This window comes from Streptomyces sp. FH025 (assembly GCF_017427025.1).
GTDB lineage: Bacteria > Actinomycetota > Actinomycetes > Streptomycetales > Streptomycetaceae > Kitasatospora.
The window spans coordinates 17,145-34,687 of record NZ_JAFLNG010000007.1; the positions used below are offsets into that span (position 1 = coordinate 17,145).

Annotated in this window: 13 protein-coding genes; 7 read left to right on the plus strand and 6 right to left on the minus strand. The window is 74.4% G+C overall.

Annotated features, from left to right (window positions below):
* Nucleotides 1-30 precede the first annotated feature (30 nt).
* Nucleotides 31-1,224: an acetyl-CoA C-acetyltransferase gene (locus J0670_RS01030; protein WP_207808655.1), complete on the minus strand. Its 1,194-nt coding sequence runs from the start codon at nucleotides 1,222-1,224 to the stop codon at nucleotides 31-33.
* Between the two features lie 289 nt (nucleotides 1,225-1,513).
* Between J0670_RS01030 and mce the strand changes: the two genes are divergently transcribed.
* The 3 genes from mce (at nucleotide 1,514) to J0670_RS01045 (ending at nucleotide 8,523) form a co-directional block, all read left to right on the plus strand.
* Nucleotides 1,514-1,957 carry a methylmalonyl-CoA epimerase gene (mce, locus tag J0670_RS01035; RefSeq protein ID WP_207808657.1) on the plus strand — a complete coding sequence of 148 codons (444 nt, stop codon included), beginning with the start codon at nucleotides 1,514-1,516 and terminating at the stop codon, nucleotides 1,955-1,957.
* A 530-nt stretch (nucleotides 1,958-2,487) separates the two neighbouring features.
* A complete protein-coding gene (locus J0670_RS01040) occupies nucleotides 2,488-7,476 on the plus strand; it encodes a hypothetical protein (RefSeq protein ID WP_207808659.1) in 4,989 nt (1,662 codons plus the stop codon).
* A gap of 117 nt (nucleotides 7,477-7,593) precedes the next feature.
* Entirely contained in the window at nucleotides 7,594-8,523 is a 930-nt protein-coding gene (locus J0670_RS01045) for a cellulose-binding protein (RefSeq protein ID WP_207808661.1), read from the plus strand.
* A gap of 72 nt (nucleotides 8,524-8,595) precedes the next feature.
* On the opposite strand, the gene J0670_RS01050 is transcribed toward J0670_RS01045, so the two are convergent.
* Together J0670_RS01050 and J0670_RS01055 are read right to left on the minus strand one after the other, a co-directional pair.
* Nucleotides 8,596-8,907: a hypothetical protein gene (locus tag J0670_RS01050; RefSeq protein WP_207808662.1), complete on the minus strand. Its 312-nt coding sequence runs from the start codon at nucleotides 8,905-8,907 to the stop codon at nucleotides 8,596-8,598.
* On the minus strand, nucleotides 8,904-9,701 hold the full coding sequence (locus J0670_RS01055; RefSeq protein WP_207808663.1) for an alpha/beta fold hydrolase: 798 nt from the start codon (nucleotides 9,699-9,701) through the stop codon (nucleotides 8,904-8,906). Before J0670_RS01055 ends, J0670_RS01050 begins: the two co-directional genes overlap by 4 nt.
* Nucleotides 9,702-9,807: 106 nt before the next feature.
* Here J0670_RS01055 and J0670_RS01060 point away from each other — a divergent pair, with 106 nt between their 5' ends.
* Complete coding sequence (locus tag J0670_RS01060; RefSeq protein ID WP_207808664.1) at nucleotides 9,808-10,812, plus strand: ABC transporter ATP-binding protein; 1,005 nt, start codon at nucleotides 9,808-9,810, stop codon at nucleotides 10,810-10,812.
* Between the two features lies 1 nt (nucleotide 10,813).
* The gene (locus J0670_RS01065) at nucleotides 10,814-11,581 is read left to right on the plus strand and encodes an ABC transporter permease subunit (protein WP_207808665.1); all 768 of its coding nucleotides are present in this window, start codon (nucleotides 10,814-10,816) and stop codon (nucleotides 11,579-11,581) included.
* A gap of 13 nt (nucleotides 11,582-11,594) precedes the next feature.
* Here J0670_RS01065 and J0670_RS01070 read toward each other — a convergent pair whose 3' ends face one another.
* A complete protein-coding gene (locus tag J0670_RS01070) occupies nucleotides 11,595-11,915 on the minus strand; it encodes an ATP/GTP-binding protein (protein ID WP_207808666.1) in 321 nt (106 codons plus the stop codon).
* Nucleotides 11,916-12,324: 409 nt separating this feature from the next.
* Between J0670_RS01070 and J0670_RS01075 the strand changes: the two genes are divergently transcribed.
* A complete protein-coding gene (locus tag J0670_RS01075) occupies nucleotides 12,325-13,473 on the plus strand; it encodes an LLM class flavin-dependent oxidoreductase (protein ID WP_207808675.1) in 1,149 nt (382 codons plus the stop codon).
* 75 nt (nucleotides 13,474-13,548) lie between these two features.
* Here J0670_RS01075 and J0670_RS01080 read toward each other — a convergent pair whose 3' ends face one another.
* The gene (locus J0670_RS01080) at nucleotides 13,549-13,941 is read right to left on the minus strand and encodes an SCO5389 family protein (RefSeq protein ID WP_207808667.1); all 393 of its coding nucleotides are present in this window, start codon (nucleotides 13,939-13,941) and stop codon (nucleotides 13,549-13,551) included.
* A gap of 481 nt (nucleotides 13,942-14,422) precedes the next feature.
* Here J0670_RS01080 and nucS point away from each other — a divergent pair, with 481 nt between their 5' ends.
* Complete coding sequence (nucS, locus tag J0670_RS01085; protein ID WP_207808668.1) at nucleotides 14,423-15,082, plus strand: endonuclease NucS; 660 nt, start codon at nucleotides 14,423-14,425, stop codon at nucleotides 15,080-15,082.
* A gap of 13 nt (nucleotides 15,083-15,095) precedes the next feature.
* On the opposite strand, the gene J0670_RS01090 is transcribed toward nucS, so the two are convergent.
* On the minus strand, nucleotides 15,096-17,543 hold a 2,448-nt coding region (locus tag J0670_RS01090; protein ID WP_207808669.1), incomplete at its 5' end, for an ATP-binding protein.

Sequence of the window (17,543 nt, forward strand, 5' to 3'; positions counted from 1 at the left end):
GCGGTCCGCAGCCCCGAAGGTCAGAGCAGATCAGGCCTTGGGGACGCGCACGATCAGCGCGTCGCCCTGCCCGCCGCCGCCGCACAGCGCGGCCGCGCCGACCCCGCCGCCGCGGCGCTGGAGCTCCAGCGCGAGGCTGAGCACCACGCGGGCGCCGGACATGCCGATCGGGTGGCCGAGCGCGATCGCGCCGCCGTTGACGTTGACGATGTCGGAGGAGACGCCCAGGTCCTTCATCGACTGGTACGCGACCGCCGCGAAGGCCTCGTTGATCTCGATCAGGTCGAGGTCGGCGACCTCCAGGCCCTCCTTGCCCAGCGCGTGCTTGATCGCGTTGGACGGCTGCGACTGGAGCGAGTTGTCCGGGCCGGCCACGTTGCCGTGCGCGCCGATCTCGGCGATCCAGCTCAGGCCCAGCTCCTCGGCCTTGGCCTTGCTCATCACGACCACCGCGGCGGCGCCGTCGGAGATCTGCGAGGAGGTGCCGGCGGTGATCGTGCCGTCCTTGGTGAAGGCCGGGCGCAGCCGGCCCAGGCCCTCCACGGTGGTGTCGGCGCGGATGCCCTCGTCCTGGCTGAACAGCAGCGGCTCGCCCTTGCGCTGCGGGATGGCGACCGGGACGATCTCGGCGTCGAAGACTCCGTCGGCCTGCGCCTTGGCGGCCCGCTGGTGGGAGGCGGCGGCGATCTCGTCCTGGACCTCGCGGCCGATGCCCAGGCGGGCGTTGTGCTTCTCGGTGGACTCGCCCATCGGGATGTTCTCGTAGGCGTCGGTCAGACCGTCGTGCGCCATCGCGTCGAGCACCTCGACCGCGCCGTACTTGTAGCCCTCGCGGGACTTCGGCAGCAGGTGCGGGGCGTTCGTCATCGACTCCTGGCCGCCGGCCACCACGATGTCGAACTCGCCGGCCCGGATCAGCTGGTCGGCCAGCGCGATGGCGTCCAGGCCGGAGAGGCAGACTTTGTTGACGGTCAGCGCCGGGACGTTCATCGGGATGCCGGCCTTGACGGCCGCCTGGCGGGCCGGGATCTGGCCGGCCCCGGCCTGCAGCACCTGGCCCATGATCACGTACTGGACCTGCTCACCCGTGATCCCGGCCCGCTCCAGCGCGGCCTTGATCGCGAAGCCGCCGAGGTCGGCACCGGAGAAACCCTTGAGGGAGCCGAGCAGGCGGCCCATCGGGGTCCGCGCACCGGCAACGATCACAGAGGTGGTGTTGGTCATGGGACGGGCCCCTTCGCACGTCGTGGCCAGGTGAGGATGCGCTCAATGTACTGACCTGTTACCCGCCCGTCACCGGAGCGACGGTGTGATCGAGCGCACTGGCACCATCCAGTCAACACCGTGTCAACACGGTCCGGGTGAACCCCGCCACGCAGGAGCCACGCAGGAGCCGCGTGTGAGCCGCGTTCGAGCCACATGTGAGCAGACTCGCACGTACGGCACTGGCATCCTTCGAGGCCCGTGCGCTGCACTGGGTGCCACCTTCTTCCTACCCGCCCCGGAGGTCACCGTGCTGACCCGTATCGACCACATCGGCATCGCCTGCCGAGACCTCGACAAGACGGTCGAGTTCTACCGCGCCACCTACGGCTTCGAGGTGTTCCACAGCGAGGTCAACGAGGAGCAGGGCGTCCGCGAGGCCATGCTCCGGATCAACGGGACGGACGACGGCGGCGCCTCGTACCTCCAGCTGCTGGAGCCCACCCGGCCTGACTCCACCGTCGCCAAGTGGCTGGAGAAGAACGGCGAGGGCGTGCACCACATCGCCTTCGGCACCGCCGACGTGGACGGCGACTCCGAGGCCATCCGGGACAAGGGCGTCCGGGTCCTCTACGAGCAGCCGCGGATCGGCTCGATGGGTTCGCGGATCACCTTCCTGCACCCCAAGGACTGCGGCGGCGTGCTGACCGAGCTGGTCACCTCCGCCGAACCGGGCGCCCACGAGGAGCACTGAGGAGGAGCACTGAGGGAGCACCGAGAGGGGCACCGAGGCCGCCGGAGGTGCCGCCCGCCCCGGGAGGCACCCCCCGCACAGGCCCTAGCGACCCGTCAGTAACCTGGTCCGGAAGCCGGAAAACCCCCACGCGGCCATTCCCCCGCAGTGCGCTCCCACTACAATGCCCAGGTGCGCGAAGACTCCGGGGGACGGAGGCGACGGGCACGGCCGATGACAGGCCTGTCCGCCCTCCGGTGGTCGGCCCGTCGCAGGGGAGTCCAGTACGCGGGCACGGCTGAACAGTCGCAACACTGATCTGTCACCATTCTCCACAGGCAAGAGTTCGCCCAGGAGTCCACCCGGACGGGGGAACGCGGCACCCCCGCGCTCCCGCGACCAGGACTCCGACGACCGCGGCGGGCGGCCCCGGCTTGGCGGGGGGCGTCCAGTGACTGCGGATGCAAGGACCAGTCGGACCGGCACCCGGGACACGGGAGCCCGGAACGGCCGGGTCGAGGACGCGACCAGGAGATGGATGGGACCGCGGAGTGCGGGGCAACGACCGCTACGAGGTTGACGATCACCTCTCCCAGTTCGAGGCCGAGATGGGTCGGACTCGGAAGGAGCGGGACAAGGCAGTCGAGCATGCCGAGGATCTCGCCTACCAGGTGGAGGTGCTCCGGGCGAAGCTGCACGAGTCCCGCCGCATGCTCGCCCAGCCGCGCGCCTTCGACGCCGTCTCCGGCCAGGCCGAGCAGATGCTCCGCACCGCCGAGATGCAGGCCCAGCAGCTGCGCGCCGACGCCGAGCGCCAGCTGCGCGAATCCCAGGCCGCCACCCAGCGGATCATGGCCGAGGCCGCCGAGCGCACCGCCCGCCTGGAGGCCGAGCTCACCGCCCGCCGCCGCCAGCTGGAGGAGGAGCTCGCCGAGCTGCGCCGCTCCGCCGAGCAGCACGTCAACGGCTGGGCCGAGCAGACCCGGGCCGGCTCCGAGCAGGAGGCCCAGCGCCTGCTCCAGGACGCCCGCGCCGAGGCCGAGCGGATGGTCGCCGCGGCCCGCGCCGAGGCCACCGCCCTCTCCGACCAGGCCCGCGCCCAGACCGCCGCCGACGTGGACGCCGCCCGCGGCGAGGCCCAGGCCGCCGCCGAGGCCGCCCTGCAGCGGGCCCACAGCGACGCCGAGCGCATGCTGCGCGCCGCCTCCGAGCAGGCCCAGCAGGCCGGTGCCCAGGCGGCCGCCGACGTCGACGCCGCCCGCGGCCAGGCCCAGCAGGAGCTGGCCGCCGCCCATGTCGCCGCCGAACAGCAGCTGGCCGTCGCCCACGCCGAGATCGGCCGGCTCAAGGAGCAGGCCGCCGCCGAGCAGTCCCGCGCCGAGCAGCAGCTCGCCGCCGCGAAGGCCGAGATAGAGCGGCTGCGCGCCGAGGCGATCGCCGAGGCCGAGCGGACCCGCCGGGAGGCCGCCGAGCTGCGCGCCCAGGCCGAGCAGGCCGCCGAGCAGCTCCAGGCCGACGCCGAGGCCGCCGCCGAACGCAAGGTCGCCGACGGCGAGGCCGCCAACGAGCAGCGCTCGCAGACCGCCCGGGCCGAGGTGGCCCGTATGGTCGCCCAGGCCACCACCGACGCCGAGGCGATCCGCGCCGAGGCACAGGCCCTGCGCACCGAGGCCACCACCAAGCAGGCCGAGGCGGACGCTGCCAAGGCCGCCGCGGCCGAGGAGAGCGAGCGGCTGCGGGCCACCGCCGAGTCGGTCGCCGCCGAGCTGAAGGCCGAGGCCGAGGCCGCGATCGCCGAGCTGCGCGCCCAGGCCGACCGGGACATCGCCGAACTGCGGGCCCAGGCCCAGGCCGAGGCCCAGCGACTGCGCAGCGAGGCCGAGGAGGAGGGCCGGGCGGCCGGCGCCAAGGACGCCACCGTCCACCTCGCCAAGGCGGCCAAGACCGCCGAGGAGGTGCTCGGCCGGGCCAACCAGGACGCCGAGACCGCCCGCAGCGAGGCCTCCGCCGAGGCCGAGCGGATCCGCGCCGAGGCCACCGCCGAGGCGCAGCGGCTGCGCGAGCAGGCCCAGGCCGCCGTCGAGCAGGCCCAGAACGCCGCGTTGGACGACGCCGCCGCGATCCGCGAGCGGATCGAGCAGATGCAGGACGAGGCGGCCCGGCTGCGGGCCGAGGCCGAGGAGCTGCGCGCCCAGGCCGCGGCCGAGGCCGACCGGGTGCGCGGCGAGGCCCGCCGCCAGGCCGTGCTGCAGATCGAGGAGTCGGCGAAGAACGCCGAGGAGCTGCTCACCAAGGCCAAGGCCGACGCGGACGAGCTGCGCGCGGGCGCCGCCGGGGAGATCGAGCGGCTGCGCGAGCAGGCCCAGGAACAGGCCGCCGAGACCCAGGGACGGGCCGAGCAGACCCTGGCCCGGGCCCGCGCCGAGGCCGAGAAGATCACCACCACCGCCGAGCAGCAGGGCCAGGACGCCCTCGCCGCCGCCAAGGCCGCGGCCGCCGAGAACCGCGCCGCCGCCGAGCGCGAGACCGCCGAACTCCGGCGCGACGCAACCGAGTTCGACCAGCGGGTGCGCACCGAGGCGAGCGCCGCCGCCGAGGCGCTGACCGCCGAGGCCCAGGCCGAGGCGAACGCCGTCCGGGACGCCGCGGTGGCCGACGCCGAGCGGGTGCGCACCGAGGCCGACGCCGAGGCCGCCCGCACCCGGGCCGAGTCCGAGGCCTCCGCCAACGCGCTGCGCGAGGAGAGCCGGCGTGAGCGCGAGGAGGCCGCCGCCGGACTCCAGCACGAGCGCGAGGAGACCGCCGAACAGCTGGCCGCCGCCCGGACCGCCCGCGAGCAGGCCGAGCAGGCCGCCGCCGAGCTGGCCGAGCGCACCGCCACCGAGGCCGCCGAGGTCCGCGAAGCGGCCGAACGGCACAGCACCGAGGTCCGCGAGGCCGCCGAGCAGCACAGCACCGAGGTCCGCGAGGCCGCCGACCGGTACGCCGCCGAACTGCGCGAGACGGCCGACCGCGAAACCACCGAGCTGCGCGCCCTCACCCAGCAGGAGACCGAGCAGCACCGCGAGAACGCCGAGGCCTACGCCGACCGCGTCCGCGCCGAAGCCGAACAGCACGCCGCCGAGCTGGCCGAGCGCACCGCCACCGAGGCCGCCGAGGTCCGCGAAGCGGCCGAACGGCACAGCACCGAGGTCCGCGAGGCCGCCGAGCAGCACAGCACCGAGGTCCGCGAAGCGGCCGACCGGTACGCCGCCGAACTGCGCGAGACGGCCGACCGCGAAACCACCGAGCTGCGCGCCCTCACCCAGCAGGAGACCGAACAGCACCGCGAGAACGCCGAGGCCTACGCCGACCGCGTCCGCGCCGAAGCCGAACAGCACGCCACCGAGCAGCGCGCCGAGGTCGAGCGGTACGCCGACGAGCGCCGCGCCGAGGCCGACGAGTCGCTGGAGAAGGCCAGGATCGCCGCCGAGCAGCGTCGCACCGAGGCCGCCCAGGACGCCAAGGCCACCCGCGAGAAGGCCGCCGCCGAGCTGGCGCTGGCCAACGAGCAGGCCGAGACCGTACGGGCCGAGGCCGGCCGCGAGCTGTCCGAGGCCCGCGCCACCGCGGACGACATCCGCGCCGAGGCCACCGCCGCCCTGGAGCAGGCCAGGGCCGAGGGCGAGGACATCGTCGCCGCCGCCAGGGCCGAGGGCGCCGAGCTGGTCGCCACGGCCGAGGAGGAGGCCGCCGAGGTCCGCCAGTCGGTGGCCGGGCTGCACGAGGCCGCCGCCGAGCAGATCGCCGCGCTGCGGGCCACCGCCGAGCAGGAGGCGGCCGAGACCCGCGACCGGGCCGAGCAGGACGCCGCCGAGACCCGCGCCCTCGCCGACCGCGAGACCGCCGAGCAGCGCGAGGCGGCCGACAGGTACAGCGCCGAGCAGCGCGAAGCGGCCGACAGGTACAGCACCGAGCAGCGCGAAGCGGCCGACGCCTACGCGGCGGAGACCCGCGACCTGGCCAACCGCGAGACCGCCGAGCAGCGCGAGGCCGCCGACAGGTACAGCACCGAGCAGCACCAGGCGGCGGACAAGTACAGCGCCGACCTGTGGGCCCGTACCGAGGCCGAGACCACCGCCCTGCGCGAGCAGACCGAACTGGAGCTGACCGCCGAGCGCGAGGCCGCCGAGACCGAGCTCGGCCGCCAGCGCGCCGAGGCCCAGGCCTACGACGCCCGGCTGCGCGCGGACGCCGAGGCCGAGCTGCACGCCGCCCAGGAGGCCGCCGAGCAGCTGCGCGCCGACGCCGACGCGCAGGCCGCCCGTACCGTGGCCGACGCCGAGGCCCAGGGAGCCCGTACGGTCGCCGACGCCGAGGAGCTGGCCGCCGGGCTGCGTGCCGAGGCCGAGGAGTACGCCCTCGCCACCCGCACCCTGGCCGACGAGTACGACTCCGCCACCCACGCCCGCGCCGACGCCTACGACGCGGAGACCCGGGAGGCCGCCGAGCAGTTCGACAAGGCCACCCGCGACCGGGCCAAGTCCGTCCTGGAGAAGGCCTTCGCGGACGCCGAGGCGCTCGGCGAGGATGCCCAGACCACCGCGCTGGCCACCACCGCCGCCGCCGAGGAGCAGGCGGACGCGATGGTCGCCGCCGCCCGCAAGGAGGCGGACCGGCTGGTCGCGGCCGGCGAGGCGGCCGGTCAGGCCGAGGTCGAGAAGGGCCGCTCCGACGCCGACGCGCTGCTCGCCGAGGCCCGCCGGGACGCGACCGCGATCCGGGAGCGCGCCGAGGAGCTGCGCGAGCGCACCGACGCCGAGGTGGAGGCGCTGCACGAGCGGGCCCGTAAGGAGAACGCGGCGGCGATGAAGTCGGCCGGCGAGCGGGTGGACGCGCTGGTGACGGCCGCCCAGGAGCAGCTGACCGAGGCCGAGGACCAGGCGGTCGCCACCGTCGCCGAGGCCGAGGACCGTGCCGCCGCCCTGGTCGCGGCCGCCGAGGAGCGGGCGAACGAGCTCACCTCGGAGGCCTCCGCGGAGGCCAGCAAGGTCCGCATCTCGGCCGTCCGGAAGGCCGAGGGCCTGCTCAAGGAGGCGGAGACCAAGCTCGCCGACTCCACCGACCGCGCCGAGGCGCTCATCGTCAAGGCCGAGGCCAAGCTGGCGTCGGCCGAGACCGAGGCCGAGGAGCGGCTGGAGAACGCGGCCGGCGAGGCGGAGAAGCGGCTGCACGAGGCCGACCGCGCCGCCGACGAGCAGATCGAGCTGGCGAAGGCGGAGGCCGAGCGGCTGATCGCCGAGGCGAAGGCCGAGGCGAAGCGGGTCACCGACGAGGGCCGGCGCGAGCTGGACGAGTTGGTGCGCCGCCGCAAGGACATCAACACCGAGATCTCCAGGGTCCAGGACGTGCTGTCGGCGCTGGAGGCGTTCGAGGCACCGTCACCGGTCGCCCAGGCCAACGGGGGAAGCAACAAGAAGGACGGGGGTGCCAAGGCCGGTGCCGGAGTTGGCTCCCCCCGGTCGGGTGGCAATCGCTCCAAGAGCGCACCACCCGATTGAGCGGACATTGGCGGTCATTGTCCGTGAGAGAACGGCATACAGCCGTCGACACTCCGGTACCGTGTCAGGATTCCCTCAACCACCTCAGCGGTTTGACGACAGGAAGCCCAGAGTCCCATGAGCGACAGTCACTCCCCTCACGGCTTCGACCTGGTGCGCCGTGGGTACGAGCGCGCCCAGGTCGACGAGCGGATCACCAAGCTGGTGGCCGACCGTGACAGTGCATTGACCCGGATCAGCGCACTGGAGAAGCGCATCGAGGAGCTCCACCTCGAGACCCAGAGCGCCCAGGCGGCGGTCGCCGAGCAGGAGCCCTCCTACGCCGGCCTCGGCGCCCGGGTCGAGAAGATCCTGCGGCTCGCCGAGGAGGAGGCCAAGGACCTGCGCGACGAGGCGCACCGCGCCGCCGAGCAGCACCGCGAGCTGGCCGAGGCCGCCGCCCAGCAGGTCCGCAGCGAGGCCGAGAACTACGCCAAGGACCGCAAGGCCAAGGCGGAGGACGAGGGCCTGCGGATCGTCGACAAGGCGAAGAGCGACTCCGCCCAGCTGCGCGCCGAGGCCAACAAGGACGCCCAGAACAAGCGCGAGGAGGCGGACGCCCTCTTCGAGGAGACCCGCACCAAGGCCGCCCAGGCCGCGCTGGAGTTCGAGACCAACCTCGCCAAGCGCCGCGAGCAGTCCGAGCGCGACCTGGCCGCCCGTCAGGCCAAGGCCGAGAAGCGCCTGGCCGAGATCGAGCACCGGGCCGAGCAGCTGCGCCTGGAGGCCGAGAAGCTGCGCACCGACGCCGAGCGCCGGGCCCGCCAGACCGTCGAGACGGCCCAGCGCCAGTCCGAGGACATCGTGGCGGACGCCAACGCCAAGGCGGACCGCATCCGCAGCGAATCCGAGCGCGAGCTGGCGGCGCTGACCAACCGTCGCGACAGCATCAACGCCCAGCTGACCAACGTCCGCGAGATGCTGGCCACGCTGACCGGTGCGGCCGTGGCCGCCGCCTCGCTGCCGACCGACGACACCCTGGGCGTGCCCGCCCAGCAGTCGCGCTGACACCCGGTCCACGGCGGTACACCGCAGGCCCTCACCCTCCCGGGTGAGGGCCTGTCGGTTTCTCCCCCGTCACTACCTCGGGTAGGCCCCGTCGGGCCGCTGGTGCCCGCTGCTGAGCTGGTTGCCCTCGTCGTCCGAGACGGTGCCGAACCAGGAGGTGCACCAGACCGACACCGAGTCCGGCCAGTACTGCACCTCGAACGGGTGCCCGGGCCCGTAGTCGCCGTACGAGGTGACGATGAAGGTCTCGCCCGGACGCATCCAGTAGTCCTCGCCGAGCGGCTCCAGGGTCAGTTCGACCAGCGCCTCGCTGCGGTTGGTCACCGGCATCCGGCCGGTCACCTCCAGTGCGGAGAAGTCCCAGTTCGCCGCGTCCTGACTCATCCGGCGGCCACCCGGGCGAGCAGCCGGCGGACGGCGGCGTCGAAGGCCCCGGGCGCCTCCAGGGCGCTCAGGTGGCCCACGCCGGGGATGACGGTCAGCTCGGCGTCCGGGTGGGTCCGCGCCATCAGCTCGGCCTCCGCCGGTGCCACCAGCGCGTCCTCGGCGCCCGCGACCACCGCGACCGGCACCCGCAGCCCGGCCAGCGTGTCCAGGGAGTCCGGGCGGGCCGCCATGGCCCGCTGGGCCCAGGCCACGGCGGCCGGCGGCGCGTCGGCGACCATCGCCTGCACCCGCTCCACCAGGTGCCGCGAGTCGGGCCCCAGCTGCCCGGCCGCGACCTCCTCGTCCAGCAGCAGCTGGACGCTCTCCCTCGCGGTGACGGCGGCGGCGATCCGCTCCCGGTTGGCCCGGGCGGCGTCGGTGTCGGCGGTGGCGCGGGTGTTGGCCAGCAGCAGGCCGGCCAGCCGGTCGGGGTGGCGGCGGGCGAACGCCAGCGCCACGTAGCCGCCCATGGAGAGCCCACCGACCACCGCGCGGTCGACGCCGGCCGCGTCCAGCAGCAGCGCGAGGTCGTCGGCGACGAGGTCCAGCGAGGGCTCGTCGGCGCCCAGCTCGGTGCCGCCGAAGCCCCGCTGGTCAGGGGCGATCACCCGGGCCTCGTCGCCGGTCATTCCCGGCAGCGCGTCCAGCTGGGCGGACCACATCGAGGCGTTCAACGGAAAGGCGTGCAGCAGCACGAGGGGTGTTCCGGTACCGCTCTCGCGGACGGACACTGCGGAGGGGAGCTGGGTCATGGGCCCACCGTATTCCGGTGCGCCCGGCGGGCCCACTCAGCGGTCCCGCTCAACGGGCCGCGGCATCCGGTTTGTCCTAGCCTGACTAGGAACTGAGGGAGCGCGAATGATCGAGTTGCACGAACTGACGAAACGTTACGGCAAGACGCTCGCGGTGGACCGGCTCAGCTTCCAGGTCCCCCAGGGGGTGGTCACCGGCTTCCTCGGCCCCAACGGCGCCGGCAAGTCCACCACCATGCGCATGATCCTCGACCTCGACCGCCCGACCAGCGGCCGGGTCACCATCGACGGCAAGCACTACGGGCAGCTCAGCGAGCCGCTCAAGTACATCGGCGCACTGCTGGAGGCCAAGGCCGTCCACCCCGGCCGCACGGCCCGCGACCACCTGCTCTGGCTCGCCCAGAGCAACCGCATCCCCCAGCGCCGGGTGGACGAGGTGCTGGCCCTGGTCGGCCTCACCCCGGTCGCCCGCAAGCGGGCCCGCGGCTTCTCCCTCGGCATGGGCCAGCGCCTGGGCATCGCCTCCGCCCTGCTCGGCGACCCGGAGATCGTCATGTTCGACGAGCCGGTCAACGGCCTGGACCCGGAGGGCATCCTCTGGATCCGCAACCTGATGAAGCGCCTGGCCGGCGAGGGCCGCACCGTCTTCGTCTCCTCCCACCTGATGAGCGAGATGGCCGTCACCGCCGACCACCTGGTGGTCATCGGCAAGGGCCGGCTGCTCGCCGACCTGTCGATGCCGGAGTTCATCCGGCGCAACTCCCGCTCCGCCGTACGGCTGCGCGCCCCCGAACCGGAGCGCCTGCTCGACGTGCTGGCCGGGGCCGGGCTGCGGCACGAGCCGGGGCCCGGCGGCTCCTACGAGGTGGTCGACGGCGACATCGCGCGGATCGGCGAACTGGTCGCGGCGCACGGCGTGGTGCTGCACGAACTCAGCCCGCAGCAGGCCTCGTTGGAGGAGGCGTTCATGCGGATGACGGCCGACGCGGTGGAGTACCACGCGGGCGACGGGCCGGGCCGGGACGCGGCCGGGGCCCCCGGCCCCTGGGGCGCCGGCTGGAAGGCGGACGGCACCCGGCCGACCGCCGCGGTACGGCAGGAGGAGAACTGAGATGACGTCCTTCCCGGCGATCCTGCGCTCCGAGTGGACGAAGATCCGCAGCGTCCGCTCCACCGTCTGGACCCTCGTGCTGACCTTCGTGGTCACCGTGGGCATCGGCGCGCTGCTGTCCCTGCTTACCAACAGCAACTTCACCGAGTTCCGCCGGCACGACCCGTCCCCGTTCGACGCCACCGGCACGGCCTTCTCCGGCATCATGCTCGGCGAACTCGCCATCATCGTCTTCGGCGTGCTGGCGATCGGCAACGAGTACAGCAGCGGCATGATCCGGGTCACCCTGGCGGCCGTCCCGCAGCGCACCACCCTGCTCACCGGGAAGGCCGCGGTGCTCGGCACGCTGGCCCTGGTGGTCTCGCTGGTGACGGCCTTCGTCGCCTTCTTCACCGGCCAGGCACTGCTCGGCTCGCACTCCACCACGCTCGGCGAGCCGCACGTGCTGCGCGCGGTGATCGGCGCCGCGCTGTACCTGACGATGCTCTGCCTGTTCGCGGCCGGCGTCACCACGATGCTGCACAACCAGACGATGGCCCTCGGCGTGCTGGTGCCGTTCTTCTTCCTGCTCTCGCCGATCCTCTCGGCGGTGCCGAAGGTCAGGACCCTGGCCCACTACTTCCCCGACTACGCGGGCTCGCGGATGCTGCTGGTGTACGAGCAGAACGGCCAGCCGTACGGGCCCTGGACCGGCTTCCTCATCTGCCTGGCCTGGACCCTGGCGGCCCTGGTCGGCGGCGCACTGGTGCTCAAGAAGCGGGACGCGTAGGGCGCTTGGGGCCTCAGTGCCGCGGGGCGCCGCGGCCGCGCAGCAGGTTGGCGGCCCGGCGATCCCGCGCTCCCCAGCACGCGCGGTGCCAGTGCCGCCGGTCGTCCACCCCCGCGCCGTGCATCGGCCAGGCCACCACGTGCCCCACGCCGGGCGGGATCTCCTGGTCGCAGCCCGGGCAGCGGTAGTGCCGCCCCGAGGTGCCCGCGACCGTCTGGACGACCCAGTCGTCGCCCTGGTAGTTCTCGGTACGGCGCAGCGATCCCCCGAGCGGGGCGGCCGGTTCGGCGCTCTCGCGGGGGGCGGCGCTCTTGATCCGGTTGCGGCGGGGCACGGCGGACTGCCTCTCTTCCGGGGCTCGGGTTCGTTCCAGCCTACGGCCGATTGGATGATGACTAGGCCTCTATCACGGCTTCCGTCGGCACTTCGGCGTTTTTGCGAAGATCCACCCGGTCATCGGGGAAATTCGGGGTTCAGCGTGCCATTGGCACATGACATCGGATACCCACGAGGTGACAGGCGGGGCGCGCAGACCCTGCGTGCACCCCGAGGAGGCCCCAACGATGACCAGGACGAGCCCTCGCGCCGAAACCCGCCGGCCCATCGGCGTCCGGCCGCCCGCCGCCGGCGCGGCACTGACCGCCGTCCCGCCGCTCGCCCCCGTCCCGCCGCTGACCGCCGTCGCGGGCGAGCCGCTGCCCACCGCGCAGCGCGCGGGCGCACTGCCGCCGGACACCGCGCCGGTGCGGGTCGGCGCGTTCCTGCTGTCCGCGCAGTTCCCCGGGCAGAGCCACGGCGAGGCGCTGGAGCGCACCGTCCTGGCCTCCGTCGAGGCCGAGCGCGCGGGCCTGGACGCCGTCTGGCTGGCCGAGCACCACTTCGTCCCGTACGGGGTCTGTCCCAACGCGGCGACCCTGGCCGCGCTGCTGCTCGGCCGCACCCGCCGCATCGGCGTCGGCACGGCCGTCAGCGTGCTCTCCACCAGCCACCCGGTGGCGCTCGGCGAGCAGGCCGCGCTGCTCCACCTCACCTCCGGCGGGCGCTTCACGCTCGGAGTCGGACGCGGCGGACCGTGGATCGACCTGGAGGTGTTCGGCGGCGGCGTGGACGCCTTCGAGAACGGCTTCCCGGAGCGACTGGACCTGCTGCTGCGCTGGCTGCGCGGCTCCCGGGTCGGCGCGGACGGACCGCAGTTCGCCTTCCCCGAGGTGGCGGTGGTGCCGCAGGCCACCGAACCGCTGCGCCGCCCCGGCCTGGGCAGCTGGCTCGGCCTGGACGCGTCCTCCGGCCCGGTGCGCTTCCCGCGCCAGCGCCAGGACGTCGAGGGCCTCGGTGAGGAGCTGACCGCCACCGGGCGGCCCGCGGCCGGCCCGCCCGTCGTGGTCGCCTGCACCTCGCCCGGCGGGGTCAGGCTGGCCGCCGAGCGCGGCCTGCCGATGCTGCTCGGCATGCACTCCGGCGACGAGGACAAGCTGCGGATGCTGGAGCTCTACCGCACCGCCTGGCTGGCCGCCGGGCGCGGCGAGGAGCAGCTGCGCCGGGTGAACCGCCAGCACGTCGCGGCCGGGGTGGCCCAGGTGGACGACCGCGACTCGGCCGCCCGGGCCACCCTGCTCAACGCGATGCCCGGCTGGTTCGAGTACGGGCTGGGCGCACACCGGACGGTGGACGGCCGGGAGCGGAAGATGCGCGACCCGCGCCAGTACACCGAGCTCCTCTGCGACCTGCACGCGGTGGGCACCCCGAGGCAGTGCGCCGACCGGCTGCTGGCCACCGCCGAGCGCACCGGCATCCGGCGGTTCGCGCTGCTCGCCGAGGGCAGCGGCGACCACGAGGCGACCCTGCACAACATCGCCCGGCTCGGCTCCGAGGTGCTGCCGCAGCTCAGCTGAGACACCTCCGAGGCCCCGGCCCGGGCCGCCGCCCCCTCCCCCTCGGCGGGGACGGGGACGGCCGGCGCCGTCCGGTCAGCAGTCCCGCAGTTCCTCGGACTGGTTCAGCAGCTGCTCCCGGACGGAGGTGAAGCGCGTGAACCGCGCCTCGTTGGCCTCCGACGGCAGGAACACCGCCACCCGGTGACAGTTCTGGAACGCCAGCCGCACCCCGAAGTGGCGCTGAAGGGCGCCCCGGATGGCGTCGCTGGCGAGCGCGCGCAGCAGCTGGCCGCGGGCCTGCTCGCTGGGCGGCGGTACCTGGTTGTCGGCGAAGTCGGTGCCGTCGACCTTCGCCTGGGCGACCAGCGAGCTGATCAGGTCCCAGGCGTACGGCAGTGAGACGCGGACGCAGTCGACGAATTCCCGCTCGTCGACCTCGCCCCGCTCGGCCTTCTCCAGCAGGGCCGGTGAGACGTCGAGCGACATGGATTCTCCTCTCGCTGTCCACCCGCGCGGCGCCCGGGTGGTCATGCGTAGTCCAAGCTCACAGTGAGGGTGGGCGAAATCGCAGGTGATGGCCGGAACACCGTGGGACGGGGGTTTCCGGCACCTTTTGCGACGGCGGCGGCGCCACGGGACGTGACGTCCTGGACACCGACCGCGTCAGAACAGCGTGGCAGTCAACGGCGGAGCAGGCTGGTCGTTCCTAGGGATTGCTCCGGAAATACGCCGTGGTGCACCACATTGGCCGGATCCCGTCGGATCGTTCACCTGAAGTCTCCATCCCCGTTGACAGCGGCCCCGCAGTCGTGCCGTCACACACCGTAGCGGCCTGTTGGGACGGGCGCCAGAGCGCGGCGGGCGAGGGTGGAACCGCCAAGCCTCCATGTTCGTGGGGTTCGCGCTTTCTTCACCCGGTCGTCGTGGAATCGCATCAACTGGCCCCGGTGGGCTAGCGTGGTCGACCGTGCGTCTCGTAATTGCCCGCTGCTCAGTCGACTATGCCGGTCGGCTCTCCGCCCATCTGCCGTCCGCCACCAGGCTGATCCTGGTCAAGGCCGACGGCAGCGTCAGCATCCACGCCGACGACCGCGCCTACAAGCCGCTCAACTGGATGTCCCCGCCGTGCGTCCTCAAGGAGGCCGACGGGGTCTGGACGGTGGAGAACAAGGCCGGCGAGAAGCTCATCATCACGCTGGAGGAGGTGTTGCACGACTCCTCCCACGAGCTCGGGGTGGACCCTGGCCTGATCAAGGACGGCGTCGAGGCCCACCTCCAGGAGCTGCTCGCGGACCGGATGGAGGTGCTCGGTGCCGGCTGGTCGCTGATCCGCCGCGAGTACCCGACCGCGATCGGCCCGGTCGACATCCTCTGCCGCGACGCCGACGGCGCCACGGTGGCCATCGAGATCAAGCGCCGCGGCGAGATCGACGGCGTCGAGCAGCTCACCCGCTACCTCGAACTCCTCAACCGGGACCCTCTGCTGGCCCCGGTCAAGGGCGTCTTCGCCGCGCAGGAGATCAAGCCCCAGGCCCGTGTGCTGGCCACCGACCGGGGCATCGGCTGCGTGGTGCTGGACTACGACGAGCTGCGCGGCATCGACGACGACAAGCTCAAGCTGTTCTGACCCCTCAGGCCCCTCAGGCTCCTTGGGGCGACGAGCTCGACGACGGGCTGGACGTGCCGGTCCCGGTGGCCGGCCCGGTCGGCGTCGTGGTCGCGGCCGGCGAGGTCGAGGTGGTGGACGGCTTCGGCGACGGCGAGGTGCCGGTGCCGCCCCCGGGCTGAGTGCCGCCACCGCCCGTACCGGTGCCCCCGGCCGTACCGCCCTGCGGCGGCTGGCCCGACTGCTGCGAAGACGGCTGCGACTGGCCCGGTACGGGCTGCTGCGTCTGCTGCGGGGCAGCCGGCTCGGTGGCGCCCGGCGAGCCGCTCGACCGCTTCGACGCCGAGGCGCTCGGAGAGCGTGACGCACCACCGCTCGCCGAGGACTCCGGGCCGGCGCCCGTCCCGGCCGGACCGCCCGGCTCAGTGACACCGCCCGCCGCGGGGGCCGTCGCGGGGCCGTTGTCGGCGGACGGCAGCGGCATCGGCGCGTCCTGACCGCCGACCTCGTCCAGCCGCCCGTGCGGGTCGTTCCCCTTCAGCTCCCCCGGCCCGGTGAGGCTCATCGCCACCGCCGAGCCGAGCACCCCGAAGGTCAGCACGGCCGCGGAGGCCACGACCACCCGGCGGCGCCTGCCCGTCCCGGACTTCAGACCGGCCGGCACCCTGGCGGCGATCTTGCGGATCACCGGCCCGCGCGCGGGCGCGACCGCGGCGGGAGCGGCGGGCGGCAGCTGCCGGCCGTCGGCGCGCAGCAGGTCGATCATCCGGCCGGCGGCGGCGACCCCGCGCTGCTCCTTCGCCTGGGCCCGCAGGGTGAGCGCGGTCTCCAGTTCGGCGATCGCCCGGGACGGCTGCTGGACGCAGATCGCGTGCACGCCCGCCTCGTGGTGGAACCAGGCCTGGTCGACCGCCGAGCCGGTCCGCCGGGCCCCCTCCAGCCCCAGTTGCAGCACCCGTTCCCAGGCGCCCCAGCGCAGCGACAGTGCCAGCGCGGGCGCCGCCGCCCGGGCCAGGCGCACCATCGCCTCGTACCGCCCGGCGGCGCGGTCGGCGAGCAGCACGCCGACCACCACCTCGGCCTCGGCGGCGATCTGCTCCAGCGTCACCGAGCTGTGCCCGACCCACCAGGCGAAGTGCTGGGCGGCGCCGTCGACACAGCCGCGGGCCGGCCAGTGCGGGGCGAGCAGTTCGAGCGCCCCGGCGGTGAGCCGGTGGTGCCCGCCGATGGACACCGCCAGCCCCGCGTCGGCGAGTTCGGCCAGCGCGCTCTCGCCCTGGCCGACGTCGATCAGCGCGGGCAGGTGCGGCGCGGTGGGGCACTCGCCGCCGAGCGCGACGGCCAGCCGCAGCACGGCCTGGGCGGGCTCGCTGAGGCCCTCGGCGAGGCGGACGGCCGGCGAGGCGCTCTCGGCCACCGAGGGCAGCGGTACGGTGCTCCGCAGCGCGTTCTCCCGGACCGCCGGGTCGGGGTCGTGGACGGGCTCGTCGACGGCGCCGAAGACGTCCAGCCGGTCCTCCTCGGCGGCGACCAGCGCGTCCACCGAGACGTCCCGCTGGCGCAGCAGCGCGGCGGCCTGGACGAAGCGCAGCGGCAGGCCCTCGGACTCGAACCAGAGGTCGACCGCCCAGGCCTTCTCGGCCACGTCCAGCGGACGGCCGGCGAGGCGCCCGGCGAGGGCGAGGCAGGCGGCGCGGGAGAGCCCGGCGACCAGGTGGTCCTGCAATCGGGAGCCGACGGGCAACGGCGGGCTGTCGGGGGCCACCGAGATCAGGAAGGCGCAGCCGGGGGCGGCGGCGAGCAGCTCCTCCAGTTCGTCGCCGGAGGGCTCGGCCTCGTCGATCACCACGACCGCGCCGACCCCGGCGAGGTGGGCGGCCAGCTGGCCCGGGTCGGGGCGGAAGCCCGGGGCGTGGTGGGTGGCCGCGAAGAGGTCCTGGAGCAGGTCGGCGGCGGTGCGGCGGTGGCCGCGGAGCTGGACGACACCGCCCGGGGCTAGGTCGGCCGCGGCCTCGGCGACGGCCGACAGCAGGGTGCTGCGGCCCGAGCCGGCCTGGCCGACCAGGCGTATGGAGCGGCCCTCGGCGAGCAGGCCGAGCAGTTCGGCGATGTCGGCCTCGCGGTCGAGCAGCGGGAGGTCGGTGGGCCCGGCGCCGAGGGCGAGCGGGCCCACCGCGCGGCCGACGCCGCCGACCGGGCCGCGGGCGGGCTCGCTGCGCTCGATCCGGCGCGGGTGGGGCCGCCACTCCGGCGGGCAGGGCCTGGCCTCGGAGCCGTCCGGGGCGCCGACGCCGACCAGCAGGCCGCCGGAGACCAGTTCGCCGCCACGGGTGCGGACGGCTTCCGGCCGGAACTCCCCGGATGGCTGTGCCACGTTCTGCTCCGCATCGTGCTCGGCCGCCGGCGCCCCGCGCCGCCCGGCACACGTCTCGGTCACGGCCGCGGGCGGGCCCCGGGCGGCCGTCTTCTGACGGGCAGACTC

Excerpts from the sequence above, each read along its gene's own strand:
- J0670_RS01080 (WP_207808667.1), bottom strand. The coding sequence starts at position 13,941 with ATGTCGCTCGACGTCTCACCGGCCCTGCTGGAGAAGGCCGAGCGGGGC.
- J0670_RS01065 (WP_207808665.1), top strand. The coding sequence starts at position 10,814 with ATGACGTCCTTCCCGGCGATCCTGCGCTCCGAGTGGACGAAGATCCGC.
- J0670_RS01050 (WP_207808662.1), bottom strand. The coding sequence starts at position 8,907 with ATGAGTCAGGACGCGGCGAACTGGGACTTCTCCGCACTGGAGGTGACC.
- J0670_RS01045 (WP_207808661.1), top strand. The coding sequence starts at position 7,594 with ATGAGCGACAGTCACTCCCCTCACGGCTTCGACCTGGTGCGCCGTGGG.
- J0670_RS01055 (WP_207808663.1), bottom strand. The coding sequence starts at position 9,701 with ATGACCCAGCTCCCCTCCGCAGTGTCCGTCCGCGAGAGCGGTACCGGA.
- J0670_RS01030 (WP_207808655.1), bottom strand. The coding sequence starts at position 1,224 with ATGACCAACACCACCTCTGTGATCGTTGCCGGTGCGCGGACCCCGATG.
- J0670_RS01060 (WP_207808664.1), top strand. The coding sequence starts at position 9,808 with ATGATCGAGTTGCACGAACTGACGAAACGTTACGGCAAGACGCTCGCG.